Annotated in this window: 16 protein-coding genes; 8 read left to right on the plus strand and 8 right to left on the minus strand. The window is 52.3% G+C overall.

The features are described from left to right. Positions 1 to 259: 259 nt before the first annotated feature. Positions 260 to 1,174 (minus strand): LysR family transcriptional regulator, encoded by a 915-nt coding sequence (locus tag ACO0LC_RS20450; RefSeq protein WP_423006504.1) that lies wholly within the window; start codon positions 1,172 to 1,174, stop codon positions 260 to 262. A gap of 96 nt (positions 1,175 to 1,270) precedes the next feature. On the opposite strand from ACO0LC_RS20450, the gene ACO0LC_RS20455 reads away from it, so the two are divergent. The 6 genes from ACO0LC_RS20455 (at position 1,271) to ACO0LC_RS20480 (ending at position 6,340) form a co-directional block, all read left to right on the plus strand. After that, the gene (locus ACO0LC_RS20455; RefSeq protein ID WP_423006506.1) at positions 1,271 to 2,245 is read left to right on the plus strand and encodes a quinone oxidoreductase family protein; all 975 of its coding nucleotides are present in this window, start codon (positions 1,271 to 1,273) and stop codon (positions 2,243 to 2,245) included. 10 nt (positions 2,246 to 2,255) lie between these two features. Then, positions 2,256 to 2,720, plus strand: a complete 465-nt coding sequence (locus ACO0LC_RS20460) for a RidA family protein (protein WP_423006508.1) — start codon at positions 2,256 to 2,258, stop codon at positions 2,718 to 2,720. Further along, positions 2,717 to 3,901, plus strand: coding sequence for an aminotransferase class V-fold PLP-dependent enzyme (locus ACO0LC_RS20465; RefSeq protein WP_423006510.1), 1,185 nt, complete (start codon positions 2,717 to 2,719; stop codon positions 3,899 to 3,901). Before ACO0LC_RS20460 ends, ACO0LC_RS20465 begins: the two co-directional genes overlap by 4 nt. Positions 3,902 to 4,129: 228 nt before the next feature. Beyond that, the gene (locus ACO0LC_RS20470) at positions 4,130 to 5,053 is read left to right on the plus strand and encodes a hypothetical protein (protein ID WP_423006512.1); all 924 of its coding nucleotides are present in this window, start codon (positions 4,130 to 4,132) and stop codon (positions 5,051 to 5,053) included. 397 nt (positions 5,054 to 5,450) lie between these two features. Beyond that, positions 5,451 to 6,008 carry a hypothetical protein gene (locus ACO0LC_RS20475; protein ID WP_423006514.1) on the plus strand — a complete coding sequence of 186 codons (558 nt, stop codon included), beginning with the start codon at positions 5,451 to 5,453 and terminating at the stop codon, positions 6,006 to 6,008. Between the two features lie 119 nt (positions 6,009 to 6,127). Further along, the gene (locus ACO0LC_RS20480) at positions 6,128 to 6,340 is read left to right on the plus strand and encodes a hypothetical protein (RefSeq protein WP_423006516.1); all 213 of its coding nucleotides are present in this window, start codon (positions 6,128 to 6,130) and stop codon (positions 6,338 to 6,340) included. A 421-nt stretch (positions 6,341 to 6,761) separates the two neighbouring features. Here the strand turns inward: ACO0LC_RS20480 and ACO0LC_RS20485 are convergent, their stop codons facing one another. The 4 genes from ACO0LC_RS20485 to ACO0LC_RS20500 all read right to left on the minus strand — a co-directional run bounded on the left by ACO0LC_RS20485 (position 6,762) and on the right by ACO0LC_RS20500 (position 9,712). Continuing rightward, the gene (locus tag ACO0LC_RS20485; RefSeq protein ID WP_423006518.1) at positions 6,762 to 6,980 is read right to left on the minus strand and encodes a hypothetical protein; all 219 of its coding nucleotides are present in this window, start codon (positions 6,978 to 6,980) and stop codon (positions 6,762 to 6,764) included. A gap of 343 nt (positions 6,981 to 7,323) precedes the next feature. Then, the gene (locus ACO0LC_RS20490) at positions 7,324 to 8,475 is read right to left on the minus strand and encodes a trans-sulfuration enzyme family protein (RefSeq protein WP_423006520.1); all 1,152 of its coding nucleotides are present in this window, start codon (positions 8,473 to 8,475) and stop codon (positions 7,324 to 7,326) included. Positions 8,476 to 8,487: 12 nt separating this feature from the next. Then, the gene (locus ACO0LC_RS20495) at positions 8,488 to 9,006 is read right to left on the minus strand and encodes an isochorismatase family protein (protein WP_423006522.1); all 519 of its coding nucleotides are present in this window, start codon (positions 9,004 to 9,006) and stop codon (positions 8,488 to 8,490) included. A gap of 28 nt (positions 9,007 to 9,034) precedes the next feature. Further along, positions 9,035 to 9,712, minus strand: a complete 678-nt coding sequence (locus ACO0LC_RS20500) for a GntR family transcriptional regulator (protein WP_423006524.1) — start codon at positions 9,710 to 9,712, stop codon at positions 9,035 to 9,037. 255 nt (positions 9,713 to 9,967) lie between these two features. Here ACO0LC_RS20500 and ACO0LC_RS20505 point away from each other — a divergent pair, with 255 nt between their 5' ends. After that, positions 9,968 to 10,603, plus strand: a complete 636-nt coding sequence (locus ACO0LC_RS20505; protein ID WP_423006526.1) for a hypothetical protein — start codon at positions 9,968 to 9,970, stop codon at positions 10,601 to 10,603. A 373-nt stretch (positions 10,604 to 10,976) separates the two neighbouring features. On the opposite strand, the gene ACO0LC_RS20510 is transcribed toward ACO0LC_RS20505, so the two are convergent. The 3 genes from ACO0LC_RS20510 to ACO0LC_RS20520 all read right to left on the minus strand — a co-directional run bounded on the left by ACO0LC_RS20510 (position 10,977) and on the right by ACO0LC_RS20520 (position 13,563). Further along, positions 10,977 to 11,486, minus strand: coding sequence for a hypothetical protein (locus ACO0LC_RS20510; RefSeq protein WP_423006528.1), 510 nt, complete (start codon positions 11,484 to 11,486; stop codon positions 10,977 to 10,979). A gap of 770 nt (positions 11,487 to 12,256) precedes the next feature. Beyond that, entirely contained in the window at positions 12,257 to 12,649 is a 393-nt protein-coding gene (locus ACO0LC_RS20515; RefSeq protein WP_423006530.1) for a cupin domain-containing protein, read from the minus strand. Positions 12,650 to 12,732: 83 nt separating this feature from the next. Continuing rightward, a complete protein-coding gene (locus tag ACO0LC_RS20520) occupies positions 12,733 to 13,563 on the minus strand; it encodes an AraC family transcriptional regulator (RefSeq protein WP_423006562.1) in 831 nt (276 codons plus the stop codon). A 147-nt stretch (positions 13,564 to 13,710) separates the two neighbouring features. Between ACO0LC_RS20520 and ACO0LC_RS20525 the strand changes: the two genes are divergently transcribed. Further along, entirely contained in the window at positions 13,711 to 14,808 is a 1,098-nt protein-coding gene (locus ACO0LC_RS20525) for a hypothetical protein (protein WP_423006564.1), read from the plus strand. Positions 14,809 to 14,936: the final 128 nt, after the last annotated feature.

The following is a 14,936-nucleotide window of genomic DNA, read 5'->3' on the forward strand; positions in this document are numbered from 1 at the left end:
GGGCATGCCTGTTTTTTTGTTATTTCGTGGGGGAGGTCGCCAGGCTTTTTATCTGGCCATATTGAGGCCGCGCATCATCGGTGATTGCGCTTTGAGTTTGGTAGGGTGCGTTATAACGCACCGCATTTGACCTTAAAAATTAATGGCATATCCGCGTTCAAATTGCGTGCATGCCTGTCATGTGATTTAAACGACTGATCGAGGTGTTTGAGCATAAAACGGTGCGTTACAACACACCCAACATGAATGTGATGAACTGTTAGGTTTTATGCCTCTCATCAAAGGCATCGACTTCCAATTGCCAGGTGCGTGCCTGTTCGCGCAGCCATTGGGTAAAGGCGAGCACTTCGGGTAGCTCGGCGCTGTCTTCGCGCAAGACCATGAGGTTGTCGCGTGGTGTGGGGCAGATAGTGTCGCAGGCAAGCACCAGGCTACCCGCCTGCAGGCGTCGCCAGGCAATCGAGAGGCGGCCCAGGGCTATGCCCTGGCTGTGCTGCGCAGCTTCCAGCAAGACATCGGCATCGTTATAAGCCTGGCCTTGCAAAGTGAAATCCTCAGCCAGGCCTGCCGCCGCCAGCCATGCAGCCGGGTCCAGTGCCAGATGTTGCAACATGGCGCTGGCAGGCCAGACCCGGGGATTTGTGCCCAGCCTGGTTTTGAGTTCTGGCGATGCCAGGGCCAGCAAGCGGTCGGTGAACAGGGTTTCGCAGATCTGGTCTGTGCTTTGCCGTGCACCATGGCGTAGCGCCACCATGGCCACCCGTGGTGCCGCACGCACCAGCGCGTAGTCGGTATCGATGATGAGGCGGATATGTGGATGAGCAATGCTGAAGCTGGCCAGGCGCGGCAACAACCATTCCTTGGCGATTGAGGCCAGGGTGCTGATGTGCAGGGTCTTCAGTGTGGCGTCTGCCGGTGGATAAATCGCCTGGTGCAGGGCAGACAGGGGCCCGGCCAGGCGCGTCAGCAGGGCAGCGCCATCATCAGTGAGGCTGACCCTGGGGCCATTGCGTTTGAACAGGGTCAGGCCACTCCAGTCTTCCAGCTGGCGTATCTGGCGGCTGATGGCACCGGGCGTCAGGCTCAGTTCATCAGCAGCACGGCTAAAACTGCCCAGGCGCGAGGCTGCCTCAAAGGCTTGCAGGGTGAACAGGGGGGGCAGTTTGCCTTGCATATTGAATTTTCCTCACACTCATATTGTGAAAGTATCGTTTTTTGTTCGGACATATTACGACAATAATTTCGATATCGACAGTCTGAGGAAAATGCAATGCAAGCGATCATCGTAGAGCAGTTCGGTGGGGCCGAACAATTACAACTGCAGGAAGTGGCAGCACCAACAGGCGAGATCATCGTCGATGCTGCCTGGGCCGGGGTGAATTTTGTTGACATCTACCAGCGTGAAGGTCGCTACCCTGGCGTCAAACAGCCATGGCCCATGGGTATAGAAGGCACGGGCATTGTGGCCAGGGCAGCAGCGGACAGTGGCTGGCGCATAGGCGACCGGGTGGCGTATACCACCGGCGTGCAAGGCACTTATGCGACCCAGGTAGCTGTGCCTGCCGCCCATCTGGTACGCATACCGGATGCAGTCAGCCTGCGCGATGCCTGTGCCGCAATAGAGCATGGCCTGACCGCCATCATGCTGGCCGATGATGTGGCACGCCTGCCCATTTCTGGCTCAGTGCTGGTCCATGCTGCTGCCGGTGGCGTTGGCGGCTGGCTGGTGCAACTGCTGGTGGCACGCGGCCTGACGGTGTTTGGTACGGCATCGTCTGCCAGCAAGGCGGCATGGTTAAGCAGTGTTGGTGCTGTGCCCGTACTATATGCCGATGGCAGCGACTGGGTCGCCCAGGTAATGGATAAAACCCGGGGCCGTGGCGTGGACGTGGTGTTTGATTCTGTTGGCAAAAACACGTTCACACAAAGCCTGGCCGTTGTCGCTGCTCGCGGCCATGTCATCCTGTTTGGTGCCGCCAGCGGCCAGCCCGATCCTGTCGATGTCTTGCAACTCATGAAGAAGAGCATCACCCTGACGCGCCCGGTCTTGCCGCATTATCTGCATTCATCCGCTGTCTTGCAACAGCATGCCAGCAAGCTGTATGATTATCTGAGCACAGGCACAGTCAAGCTGCGCATTCACGCTGAATATGCCTTGGCCGATGTCGCGCAAGCCCATGCGGCGCTGGCAGAACGCGGCACGCAAGGCAAGCTTTTATTGGCCATTAACTCCACCCTTGTTTAAGGAAATTCTCATGACCACCATCTCACAAAAATTGCAAGAGCTTGGCCACAGCCTGCCAGCAGTCAAGACACCTGCTGCCAATTATCTCAGCTATACCCTGCAAGGCAATTTACTCATCATCGCCGGACAAATCGGCAGGCCTGGTTCAGCCAAAGCTGGCGTCGTCGGCGCTGGCCTGACAGCAGAAGCCGCAAAACAGGATGCAGAAATAGCCGCTCTCGGCGTGCTCGCCATCATCGACGCGGTCACGGAAGGCAATATTGCCCGCATTGCCCAGGTACAAAGGCTGGGTGTGTTCATCGCTGCCACGGCAGATTTTGACGGACACAGTGCCATCGCCAATGGTGCCTCTGATCTGTTCGTCGCCGTCCTGGGCGAGCGTGGCCGCCATGCGCGCACGGCGATAGGGGTAGCCAGCCTGCCTACCGGCGCAGCGGTGGAAGTGGACGCCATTGTGCAGTTGGTGGCAGCATGATCAGTCCGCAAAAACTGGCGCAATTACGTGCGCAAACCCCCGGCCTGGATAAAGGCTTGCACCTGAACCATGCCGGCGCCTCGCTGTTACCGCAGGCTGCCCTGCAAGCCATCCATGCGCATCTTGATCTCGAAGCACAGGTCGGCCCCATGGAAGCTGCCCTACTGGTGGCAGACAAACTACAAGCACTGCGGGAAGATGCCGCCAGGCTAATCAATGCCAGCAGCGATGAAATCGCCCTCATGACATCCGGTTCCAGTGGCTTTGGCAGTGCCTTTGCCGCCATGCCAAAATTGCGATCAGGGGAGCGGATTTTGGTAGGCCGACAAGAATGGGGTGGCAACCTGGCCAACTACCAGCGCGCCGCACAGGCTGCTGGCGCCACCGTAGAAATCATGCCCTGCCACGCCGACGGCAGCGTCAATGCCAGCGCATTGGCACAGATGATGGACAGCCGTGTGCGTCTGGTCTCATTGACCTGGCTGCCCGCCAATGGTGGCCTCATCAATGATGCAGCCGCAGTTGGCAAGATCACTGCCGCCGCAGGCGTGCCTTATCTGATTGATGCCGCGCAAGCCCTGGGGCAAGTACCTATCGATGTGCAAGCCATGCAATGTGATGTACTCAAAAGCGCAGGCCGCAAACACTTGCGCGGGCCACGCGGCACGGCCTTGCTGTATGTGCGCAAATCTTTTTTGAACAAGCTGGAACCTGCCTGGGTCGATGTATCTTCTGCTCCCATCGCAGAAGATCAGGCGCAACTACGCCATGATGCCCGCCGCTTTGAAACCAGTGAGGCTGCCGTGGCCTTGCAACTGGGCCTGGCAGAGTCTGTCAAGCTGGCCCTGGATATGGGAGTGGCAGACCTGGGCAATGTCAGCGCCACCCTGGCCGCAGCCTGCCGTACACGCTTGGCCAGCATCCCCGCCATCAGCCTGCATGACCTGGGCGAAGGGGCACAGTCCGGCATCGTCTCTTTCAATCTGCGCGGGCATGATGCCATGGCCTTAAAAAACAAGCTGACACAGCAGCGCATCTACATAGGTGCAAACGGTGTGTCCTATACCCCGCTGGACATGCAGGCCCGTGGTTTGCACAGCATAGCCAGGGCCTCGTTTTCTTATCTGAATACCCTCGATGAGGTAGAACAATTGGCACGGGCGCTGGAAGGGATGGTGTGAGCTTGGTAGGGTGCGTTTGATTTGATATCTTCCAGCCGGTGCGTTGTAACGCACCCTACTTTGTGCAAGGCGAGCAGGATTTGTAGGCTGCGTTATAACACACCTTGTCGTCAATTTTAAAAAAACGGGATGCTGCGCATGGCGCACCCTACTGGCGGGTACGATGCATGTCCTAAGCGACAAAAGAACTGGCATAATTCATGAAAAATTTCATGAACAGGATTAAATATGCAGCGCTGGCGACATCCAGGCAATAAGAAGGAATGGGGAGACTGGATTGTTCTCACCATAGAAGCAGATATGAGTGAGGCAGGCCTGCAGTCAGCATGTGAGCAATTGAATGCTGCCACGTCCGATATGGAACAATTTCTTGATCTCGGTGATGGCAATCAATCACAGGACTATAAAATTGTTTTTCTAGTCGATGGAAAACCTGTGCATGAGCGTGATTTTTTTCATGAGGCTGTGAAAATAGCAAAGCTCAGGCCATTGGTCTCTGAATATATTGCTAACGTTAATCATGAAAGCAATTCCTGGCAAGATGAATTTCATCCAAGAGGTAGTTTTGCGCTTGCTGAACTGACGCTGGTGGATGAAAAATATCTACCTCAATTAGCCAGTCTCTTGTTTAAGTGGGATATGGGGCACGAGACTTACCAATATACCTTGATTGACCAACTCTTTGAGAAATATGGCTATACGGAGCAGACGCTACAATTGCTTGCAGCGCGCGTATGTGCCGATGGCCAGCATATTGATGAAAATGTCTGGCGTGCCATCCACTGCCATGGCTTTAAAGAGAAAATTGATATTGAGCATTTCGTCGATATCGCTTTGGAGTTATTGCCTTATCCTGAAGCTGCATGGCAATTGGAAAGTTTTGCAAGAATCTATGCCGGGCAAGACGAAGCGACATATTTACTGACGGTAGAAGTCATTACCAAGGCACTTCGACATGACAGAAAATTTGAAGCTGTACTTGATGAGGTATTAAACCAATTTTCTGGAAAATTTGAAGAGCATAACTTGATGCAAACGGGAAATGATTTTTGGAGTAAGCCAGTGATGGACTGGAATGCAGATCTGGAGAATGCCGTTATCGAGAATAGTGACTTCACGAAGTTGGCAAAGATAGATATTGGTTTGGCATAGGGCGTCCAGGATTTGTACGGTGCGTTGTAACGCACCCTACTTTGTGCAAGGCGAGCAGGATTTGTAGGCTGCGTTATAACACACCTTGTCGTCAATTTTAAAAAAACGGGATGCTGCGCATGGCGCACCCTACTGGCGGGTACGGTGTTCATGAGTATCATTTGCCGGATTTTTTAGGCGGTAAGTGCCAAGCTACCTGGATCTGATACCGCTTCATTTCTCATGGTCATTTAATTAACAAACTCTTACCTTTCCTTGCTAAGTTGAGTTTGACAAAATAACATCACCCATGGTTTCATTTGCTTGGCCTCCAGGCTCAAGCTGGCGGCTATCCTGACTGAATTTCTCGCCCGCAATGCGGTGAGAAATCCTCCTTACGACTCTCCGGGAAAACACCATGGGACTGTTGGATTTTTTCAAGGGCAAGCCAGCAGCACGTACATCGCTGGAGCAATTATCTTACAACATTGCTTACCAGATCCTGCCGCATTACGTCTTCCGCCAGGCAGCGCAATTATTTGATATCGTCGGCAGTTCCAGCGAGACTTCGCATTTCCTGTTTTATCATCTCGCCTGCAAATCACAGGCCATCCCCAGCTTGCCCGAACAGGCAGAGCAATATCACTGGCATCAGTTTGATCTTGATACCAGCCATACTTTGCTGGTACTGGCCTACCCCCAGCCTGCAGCTATAGATTTGACAGGGAAAGCAGTGAAAGAAATGACGCAGAATGTGGGTACCTGGGTCATTGCACCACATTTTTCTGGCATCGTGCGCAGCAAGCAGCATGATCATATTCGCTACTATGTGCTGGGCCAGACATCGATGGGCGGCGGCACCGTTTTACGCGAGATAGACGACATGGCGACCAACGCCAATCTGGGCGCCGGGCCCGCGCCTGAGCTGGATAATTTTGTGGCCTTGATGCGGCAGAGGCTGGGAGAGTCAGAGTAGTGATGAACGCTGGCGCGCAGGCGGAGCGGGCACCGTGCAGGATTGTTGCGTCTTTGTTTTCGATGGGCATAGGATCAAGATGAGCTAGTATAGACTTTTGATTTGAAACGCGAAAGTATATGAACGATCACCTTGCCTACTTCAAGGAGCTTGTAGAACCACAGTTTCCCTCTTCTTATATTCTTGCCTGGACTGAGTTTCTGGAAGGGGACTTTGGTGATTTGAAAAGGCTGGAATTTTCATCCTCCTCCAAAATCGGCGCGATAGATTTTTGGTCCAGCGACTGGCTTGCAATCGATGTCGTCGATCTTGAGCTGGGGGGCAGGTCTTGAACGTACTCTACACACCCGATCAGATGCATGAAATCCCGACTGGCTTTGCGAGGCTGCTGGAAATTTTGATCGCATCATAGTGTAACCGTTATGTAGGTGCGATTAGCGCAAGCGTAATCGTACGCATGTCGCACCTGGAAATGGTGGTAATGTTGAGTTGTAGGGTGCGTTATAACGCACCATCTCCACATATTGAAATCCATGCAGGCGCAGCATCATGCATTCAGCATCGCCAGGGCCTTGGCCACATCTTCCAGCAAATCATCCACATGCTCCACACCGACATGCAGCGTCGTAGGTACGATTAGCATCGCGTAATCGTACGCATATTATTTCCGGAAATGACAGCAATGCTGAGACCTGGCTTCTTACATGCGTACGATTGCGCTGCGCTAAATCGACCCTATTAGCGCATCGCTTTTTACTCCACTACCTGCATCCAGTGCTTTTCCTGCACTGTGCGTTCCTTGAAATACTTGCGCGGATTACCGCACATATAACAGCTGCAGATAGGCACGGTATTCAAGACTATCCCCAATTGCCTGGGATCGAGTTTTTTTACCCAGCTATAATAATACTGACGTTTCTTTTTAAGCCGCGCGGCATGATGCCTGCGCAGGGTGCGCGAGAGATTTTTCATCATCGTTCCTCAAGAACCCGGGCGGCCCGATTGCCGCTTGATGGGTCATTAGGAACTGCTTGCTATGTTGGTTCATGATGATCACTCTATTGAAAATATCGATATTACATAATTGTAGATGCAGTCGATTTTTGCAAGAGCAGGGCGGGTGAAATTGTGCAGCAATTTGTAGGGTGCGCCATGCGCATCGTGTCGTGTCTACAAATTGTCAAAGCGGTGCGTTGCAACGCACCCTACAAAATCTGGTTACATTGAAAAAATACGGTAGGGTGCGTTATAACGCACCATCTCCACATATAGAAATCCATGCATGGTGCGCATGGCGCACCCTACAGGCGCAGCATCATGCATCTAGCGTCGCCAGGGCCTGATTCACATCTTCCAGTAAGTCATCCACATGCTCCACCCCTACATGCAGGCGTAGCAGCCAGCCGGTGTTGGGTTGCCGTTGTGGTGCTACCGCGATCAGGCTGTGCACGCCTCCCCAGCTATTGCCCAGCGTGAAAATTTTCAAGGCAGCGATGAAGTTTTCTATGGCGGCCAGATTGTTTTTCTTGAGGGTAAAAGACATCAAGCCATTCCCCATTTTGAAATCACGTTTCCACAAATGATGATACTTGTCGCCAGGTAGTGGTGGGTAATGAAGTTGATCTACCGCGACATGATTTTGTAAAAATCCGGCAATGCCCAGCGCTGATGCATATTGCCTTTCCAGCCTGAGCGCCAGCGTGGGCAAGCCGCGCAAGGCCAGGAAGCATTCATCAGGGGCGACGTAATAGCCCAGTAACTCACTGGTATTGCGCAAGGCATGATAGCTGGCCTCATCGCGTGTACTAACCGCACCCATCAATAAATCAGAATGCCCACCGACATATTTGGTCAGGGCCTGTATGCTGAAATCCACACCCACATCCAGCGCACGAAAGCCCAGCGCCGTGGCCCAGGTATTGTCCATTGCCACTTTGATCTGGTGCGCACGGGCGGCGGCAACGATGGCCGGTATGTCCTGCATTTCCATACTGTTGGAGGCCGGGCTTTCTGTCCATATCAACTTGGTATTGTCCCTGAAAAATGCAGTGATGCCGGCAGCAATATCATTCGGGTAAATCGTATATTGCACGCCCCATTTGGCGAACAGGGTTTTGGTGACTTCCAGCGTGGGGCCGTAGATACTGTCTGGTAGTAGCACATGGTCACCCGCGCCCAGCAACATGCTGTTGACCAGGACGATGGCTGCCAGGCCGCTGGGTACGAGTGCAGTGTAGCCACCACCTTCCAGCTCAGACAATTTATTTGCCAGGGCATAGTGAGTAGGCGTGCCATTTTGCCCATAGCTATAACCAGTATGCGCTTGCGCCTGCCTGCTCAGGAAAGATGCCGCATCGGGAAAGACGATGGTCGATGCATGGAATACGCCTTGCGATAGCGAGGCAAAGCCAGCAGGAATATCCTTGGCAGCTTGTGCCAGTGTGGTGCTGATATCAGTCATGATCATATTGTCCTCATCTCAAAACGACAATTGCGCAGCCGGGATGACCCTGATCTGGCCCATCTCACTCCACACCCAGTTATGGTGATTGCTGATAGTGGGGGCATCGAGGTGCGGGCGATGGCGCGTGGTATGGGCATCGGCCACGACATTGGTCTTGATACCCAGGGCTGCTGCCTGGCGTATCGCACTGTCCAGGCAAAACTCGCTGGCATAACCGCAGACATAGATTTCATCAATGCCACGCTCAGCCAGCCCGGCCTCAAAACCGGTTTGCTGGAAAGCGCTGCTATGCTGCTTGGGACAGATATAGTCGCCAGGCTGCGGTGCAATCGCTGCGGGAAAATGCCAGGTGTCGCTACCTTTTTCCCAAACTGTGCCTGCCTCATCATGCTGCACATATACCACCGCCATGCCAGCCTGGCGCGCCCTGGCGATGAGATCGCTGATGCGCGCCAGTATTAGCTCTGCCTGATAGGCTGGCGGCTCGGTAAACACAGCCTTCTGGAAGTCAATGATGAGCAGGGCAGATGACATGATGGAAGTCTCCAAAAATGAGGGGTAGTCAGGTGGCTGCGGTCGTCGCAGCCAGTTGCAATAAATCTGGAGGCAAGCTCCAGTTTTGTTTGATGAGTAGAGCTGCCACTTGGCCATCACCAGCACGCAGTGCCGCGATGATGGCGGCATGTTCCTCTACTGATTGCGGGGCCATGCGCTGATCGCCAAAGTGAGCCAGTTCTATGCGACGTATGCGCGGGCGCAGGCCAGCCAGCATTTTTTCTATTTCGAGGTTCTGGCTGGCACGTATGATGATGGCGTGGAATTGCGCATCCAGGCTGGTGGCCAGTTGCTGATCCTGTGCTGCAATCGCCTGTGCCAATGCTGCGTTGCAGGCGTCCAGTGCCTGCAAGTCAGCCTCTGTCATGCGTGGCAAGGCCAGCTCCAGCGCCGCTGCTTCCAGCGCTGCGACTACTGGGTAGAGCTGGGCAATATCGGCCAGATTCGACGGCGCAACCTTGGTCCATTTATGAAAACTGGTGAGTACCAGACCTTCATCTTCCAGTTGACGCAAGGCTTCACGCACAGGCGTGCGCGACACCCCCAACTGCAATGCCAGTTCATGGTCGCGCAATATCTCGCCAGGGGCGAGTTGTAATTCTACGATCCAGTGCTTGAGGCTGCGATACACCTCTTCACGGGCGAGGGAGCGGGTTAAGGGAGCGGTGCTGGCGGGTATGGGCATGCTGGTTTATGGATGTTTAGTGATGCTTATTGATGTTAATAGGCGGTGAAGCCCTTGCTCATGAAAATTTTTAATATGTAGTATGTAATATACTACATAAAATAAAAAGCTGCCCGCCACAGAATTTTATTGTTTATATGGAATGTTGCGTGTTTTAATGACAATTCACTCAATCCATTTACCTGGTGTGAATGAGTGTGAAATTCGGCCATTATTACCACTACCCGGCACATCAATATTTAACGAGAGTCATTGATGAAAAAATTACTTTTTCTTTTGCTCACATTCCAGTCGGCACTTTGCCTGGCACAAGATACCTGCGAAACATCCAGGATGAATACTGAGCTTGAACAGTTGCTGGAGCGCGATCAGGGGTTGCGCCGTGCCGCTATGCTTGCTGGCTATGATCAGCAATTTGGACCCAGTGCAGAAAACAAAGCCAAGCTAGAAAAAATCGTACTGGATTTGCGCGAAAGTGATCAAAAGAACCGCGTCATCGTGCGGAATATTTTTGAGAGCTGTGGCTGGCCTGATGCCAGACAACTGAGCTATAACGCCAACACAGCCTTGTTCCTGGTTGTCCAGCATAGTAACAAGGATGACCGTGCCAAATATTTCCCTTACTTTGAAAAACTCTACGAGAATAATCAGCTGCATAGTTTTCGCTATGTCATGATGGTAGATCGCATGCGCTATGACCAGGGATTGGGGCAATTGTATGGCACCCAATTTATCCCTGGTAAAGAAGGTGTGGAACAATATGGTGTGGTTGACGAGCCAGAAAAACTCAATGAAAGACGCGAGAAGATAGGCATGCTGCGCATACTGGTGTTTGATGAAAAATATCCGCCACAGGTACAGCGTGTGGTGACGGTGGATAATAATAAGTAGTGCGCTCTTGATTCAGGGGAGTGAGTGGGAGCATGGCAACTGGGCAAAAGCATGAGATCTATTTTTGCTATCACCCTCAAACCCGTCATGCCGGACTTGATCCGGCATCCCATGTCGTTAAGTTCGGGCCGCAAATCTTTCTTGATACTCGTAAAAGCGGTGTGCAGCGGTCCCAGTCATGAATGCGGCTCTCAGTGCGCGAAAAAGCTGCTGGATGCCAGATCAAGTCTGGCATGACGACATTGAGATTACGGCTTTGCATCCACCAGGTGTTAGACGAAGTGGCAGCTCAGTAGGGTGCGTTGCAACGCACCGTTCAGACTATATAAATGCAAGGTACTGGATGCAATGAAAGCCACTATATGCCGACTGATCAGGGCAATTCTTTAGGTGGCAGCTCTGGCACGCCTTTGCTTGCCAGCACATAGTCACAACGCTTTCTCTGTTCAGCAGCATTTAAATTTTCCGTGTTGGTTTGCAAGTCCTTTTGTACCAGCAGTTTCATTTTTTCCTTGATCTGCTCTGGCATGACAAATTCAGGTTTGTTGCCTTGTTTGATCTGGCTTTGTAGTTCTGGCAAGTTGGCAAGTGTCACCAGCTCTGACTTTTGGTCTCGGGCAGAATTGTGTTTGTTGAATATGGCAACACCTGCGGAGTATTTTATTTGAATTTTCTGATCCCATTCTGTTTGCTTGGCAGAAAATTTGGCTTCATAGGCGGGGTCAAGCTGGCTGCAAAAAGAGCTCAGCTCCCTGGCTGTGATCTGCTTCATTTCTATATAACCCAGCAACATCATCTGATCAGTATTGTCTGCGGGTGTTTGTGCAAAGCTCATGCCTGACGAGCTCAGGATGATGAGTAAAGGGAGCAGGATTTTTTTCATGATGGATACGATATTGTTGTGGCAGAAATGAGTGTTAATTCAGGTTCGCCAGGAGGCTGCCTGCTGGCGATGTTAGCATGAATTTTTCCCAAAATACGCCAGGTTTTCTCAACAAGTATTTAATTTTTTTATTGAGTTGACGATGTTGTAATGAGCATGTGGATGGCAAATTTGATACGACATATTGTCGGACAAACGTCGACGGCCAGATCTTGTGCAAGCGCATTGCCAGCAGCCCAGTAGGGCGCGTTATAACGCACCGGTTGTGATGGTAAAAGGAGGATGGTATTAATGCAAAATGGTGCGTTATAACGCATACATGGACGCCCCCCATTTGCAAGTCCACGTAGGTACGATTAGCGCAGCGTAATCGTACGCATGGAAGCTGTCGCTCTCTATTCTGCTTGAAAAGCATGGCTGCTTCACCGCAATCAATCAAGTATAAGCGACGCGCCTGCTGTGATAGGAGGTGCCCATCACGAGATATCTTTGATGTCTCTGGTTATTCAAGCCCTGCATGCGTACGATTACGCTGCGCTAATCGTACCTACATTCGCTATATCTGGACGAATATTTTACAAGGAGCATTGCCAGCAGCCCAGTAGGGTGCGTTATAACGCCGCGCTCAGGCTATATAAATGCATGATACTGCATGCGAAAAAAGCCGCTGTATGCCGTAGCTAGTCCGGCATGATTGATCGAGGATTACGACATTGCATAGGTAGTACATCTTTGCATGCCAGGCAAAAACTCAAAGACAGGCACACATCTCAAATCCACACATCCAATTCGCTGGTACGTTCACCACCCTCGGCACCGGTATTGACCACGCCACGCGGTTCTATCAGCAAGAGTTTGACTTCATCTGCTGCGCTGGGTTTATGTTCCACGCCCTTGGGAACCACATACATTTCACCTGCAGAAATCAGCACATGGCCATCGCGGAAATCTATGCGTAACTCTCCTTCCAGGATGATAAAACTTTCATCCGTGTCGGCATGCTCATGCCAGATGAAGTCGCCTTGCAGCCTGGCGACTTTGAACTGGTAGTCATTCATCTCGGCGATGACTTTTTGTGACCATAGTTCGCTGAACAGCTTGAATTTGTCGGAGAAATTAATGCTTTGATAGGTTTTGCTAGCGCTGGAATTGATGCTGTTCATGGCTGATGTCCTTGTTATGGAGGGTGAAAAATCCCAGCATAGACAAGTGGCGGCAGTAATTCTTGTACGTTTGTGCGTCAGCTTTAAAGCCTGATAGTCGATGATTTGCCATGCATATTCAGCCAGCGCAGCGGTGTCAGGCCAAAGGTTTTAACAAAGTGCTTGCTCATATGGCTTTGATCGCTAAAGCCAGCCGTCAGTGCGGCATTGACCAGCGTATATCCCTGCATCAGCAAGCTCTTGACGAGATCCAGGCGGCGCATGGTCAGGTAGCGGTAGGGGCTAGTGCCAAACAGCAGGCGAAAATCGCGTGACAGGCTCCAGCGGTCGCGGCCACTGTGCCGGGCCAGTTCATCCAGGCTGATATTGTCAGTCATGGCGCTATGGATGTATGCTCTTGCCCGTTCAGCAGCCTGGTAATCGAAATGCTGCTTATTGGCGTGGCCAGCGAGTTTGTCAGAACAGGCCTGCAGGGCATGGGCCAGATCGAACAGGGCATCTTGTTCTTCCAGCGTGTCCATGGGGCTGTCCATGTGCTGTAACAATGTCTGGGTGGCGGCATGCAGGCGCGGATCGGCAGATATGCCATGTTTGATAAATGGCAACGCCTGGCCACCCAGTATCTGCTGTATCAAGGCGGGCTCTACATAGATCATGCGGTAATGAAAACCCTCGCCCGTACCGGCTTGCCCGTCATGGGCTTCATCGGGATGCAAGACCATGGTATCGCCTGGCAGGCTATGGCGCTCGCTACCGCGGTAGGCAAAACTTTGCACGCCCGCAAGGGTGCTGCCTATGGCATAAGTATCATGCCTGTGCATGGCATAGGCATTACCTGAAAAATAGGCTTCTATGCGCTCCAGTCGTCCAGATCCCGGCGCATGGTGTATCCAGTCGATGTGATGTTTGCTCATGGTGGTATCGTTGCTGTAGCCTTGCTTGCTGATGGTATATGCTAGCATGAGCAGAATTGTTTGGCACAGTGCTGTCATGGTGACGATGGTGCGCAGTGTAACTGCTGGTAGAAAATCTGATAGGGGATAGGGGATGCCATGAAAAAAATGAATGACGCACCTCAAAAGCTGCTGGCGGCATGTATCTTGGTCAGCCTGTTTGGTGTATCACAGGCGGCAAGTGCACCCGCCTGGCAACGCCTGCATTTGCCTGTTCCTGAGCAAAAGCCCGGTTATGATTTCCCTGTGTATGCCAATCACAAGCTCAATGGGGATTTGCGTAGCATACGTGAAGTCATCATCGTCCAGCACGGCATACAGCGCAATGGCGACGATTATTATGCGGCGGCGATGGAGTTATTGCAGGCATCCGGGCGCTCGCCAGATGAGGTGCTGGTGCTGGCCCCCAACTTCCCTGGCAAGCCGGACACCGGCTTTGATGGCATGCCGGTCTGGTCGGTGCAGGGTTGGACCGGCGGTGAGGCAGCCTTGCCAGGGACCGGCACACAAGCTGGTTTGAGTTCCTTGCAGGTGCTCGATGATATCGCTCAACTATTGGCTGATAAAACGCGCTTGCCACTGCTGAAGAAGCTCAGCTTCGCCGGGCATTCTGGGGGTGGGCAGTTGATGCATCGTTATGCCGTGCTCAACCACGTCGATGAAGCCTTGCGGGTCAGGGGGCTGGAGGTCCAGTATGTCATTGCCAATCCATCTTCGTATTTATATTTCACGCCCGAGAGGCCAGACCGTTCTGGTGCTGGCGGCTTTGTGCTTTATGATAAAACTGCCTGCCCAGCTTATGATGACTACCGTTATGGCATGCAAAACATGGTGGCCTATGCCAGGAGTACGACGGGCATGGATTTATACCAGCGGCATTGGCAAAGACAGGTGACTTACCTGGTGGGTAGCCTCGATACCGACCCCAATCATCGCGTCCTCGACAAGTCTTGCGGGGCCGAAGCAGAAGGGCCCACGCGTTATCAACGCGCCCATGCTTACTGGAGGTATGAGCAATATCTGGGCAAACATGCATCCGCCAGCAATGCCGCGCCTGCTTCTGCAAGCCATCATTATTTTGATGTGCAGGGCGTGGGACACGACCAGGGCAAGATGTTCGGTTCGCAATGCGGTGTGAAATTATTGTTTGGCGACCGGGCGGCTACAGGCAAACAAGCAAGCCAGTGTTTAGCTGTACAACCATAAAAAAATGCCCTCGAAGAAAGAGGGCATTATAAAGAGCGACTCCAGAGGGGAGTCTGGAGCACTACCGGGTTGGTTCAAGATTCAGGATATGCTCAAAACCGGCAGAAAAATCCTGGGCATTAATTAGC

This window comes from Undibacterium sp. JH2W (assembly GCF_049340425.1).
Lineage (GTDB): Bacteria > Pseudomonadota > Gammaproteobacteria > Burkholderiales > Burkholderiaceae_D > Undibacterium.

What these genes read in the sequence shown, in the direction of transcription:
- ACO0LC_RS20505 (WP_423006526.1), top strand. Translation starts at nt 9,968, where the DNA reads ATGAAAAAATTACTTTTTCTTTTGCTCACATTCCAGTCGGCACTTTGC.
- ACO0LC_RS20470 (WP_423006512.1), top strand. Translation starts at nt 4,130, where the DNA reads ATGCAGCGCTGGCGACATCCAGGCAATAAGAAGGAATGGGGAGACTGG.
- ACO0LC_RS20490 (WP_423006520.1), bottom strand. Translation starts at nt 8,475, where the DNA reads ATGATCATGACTGATATCAGCACCACACTGGCACAAGCTGCCAAGGAT.
- ACO0LC_RS20515 (WP_423006530.1), bottom strand. Translation starts at nt 12,649, where the DNA reads ATGAACAGCATCAATTCCAGCGCTAGCAAAACCTATCAAAGCATTAAT.
- ACO0LC_RS20520 (WP_423006562.1), bottom strand. Translation starts at nt 13,563, where the DNA reads ATGAGCAAACATCACATCGACTGGATACACCATGCGCCGGGATCTGGA.
- ACO0LC_RS20475 (WP_423006514.1), top strand. Translation starts at nt 5,451, where the DNA reads ATGGGACTGTTGGATTTTTTCAAGGGCAAGCCAGCAGCACGTACATCG.
- ACO0LC_RS20485 (WP_423006518.1), bottom strand. Translation starts at nt 6,980, where the DNA reads ATGAAAAATCTCTCGCGCACCCTGCGCAGGCATCATGCCGCGCGGCTT.
- ACO0LC_RS20525 (WP_423006564.1), top strand. Translation starts at nt 13,711, where the DNA reads ATGAATGACGCACCTCAAAAGCTGCTGGCGGCATGTATCTTGGTCAGC.
- ACO0LC_RS20500 (WP_423006524.1), bottom strand. Translation starts at nt 9,712, where the DNA reads ATGCCCATACCCGCCAGCACCGCTCCCTTAACCCGCTCCCTCGCCCGT.
- ACO0LC_RS20450 (WP_423006504.1), bottom strand. Translation starts at nt 1,174, where the DNA reads ATGCAAGGCAAACTGCCCCCCCTGTTCACCCTGCAAGCCTTTGAGGCA.
- ACO0LC_RS20480 (WP_423006516.1), top strand. Translation starts at nt 6,128, where the DNA reads ATGAACGATCACCTTGCCTACTTCAAGGAGCTTGTAGAACCACAGTTT.
- ACO0LC_RS20465 (WP_423006510.1), top strand. Translation starts at nt 2,717, where the DNA reads ATGATCAGTCCGCAAAAACTGGCGCAATTACGTGCGCAAACCCCCGGC.
- ACO0LC_RS20510 (WP_423006528.1), bottom strand. Translation starts at nt 11,486, where the DNA reads ATGAAAAAAATCCTGCTCCCTTTACTCATCATCCTGAGCTCGTCAGGC.
- ACO0LC_RS20455 (WP_423006506.1), top strand. Translation starts at nt 1,271, where the DNA reads ATGCAAGCGATCATCGTAGAGCAGTTCGGTGGGGCCGAACAATTACAA.
- ACO0LC_RS20460 (WP_423006508.1), top strand. Translation starts at nt 2,256, where the DNA reads ATGACCACCATCTCACAAAAATTGCAAGAGCTTGGCCACAGCCTGCCA.
- ACO0LC_RS20495 (WP_423006522.1), bottom strand. Translation starts at nt 9,006, where the DNA reads ATGTCATCTGCCCTGCTCATCATTGACTTCCAGAAGGCTGTGTTTACC.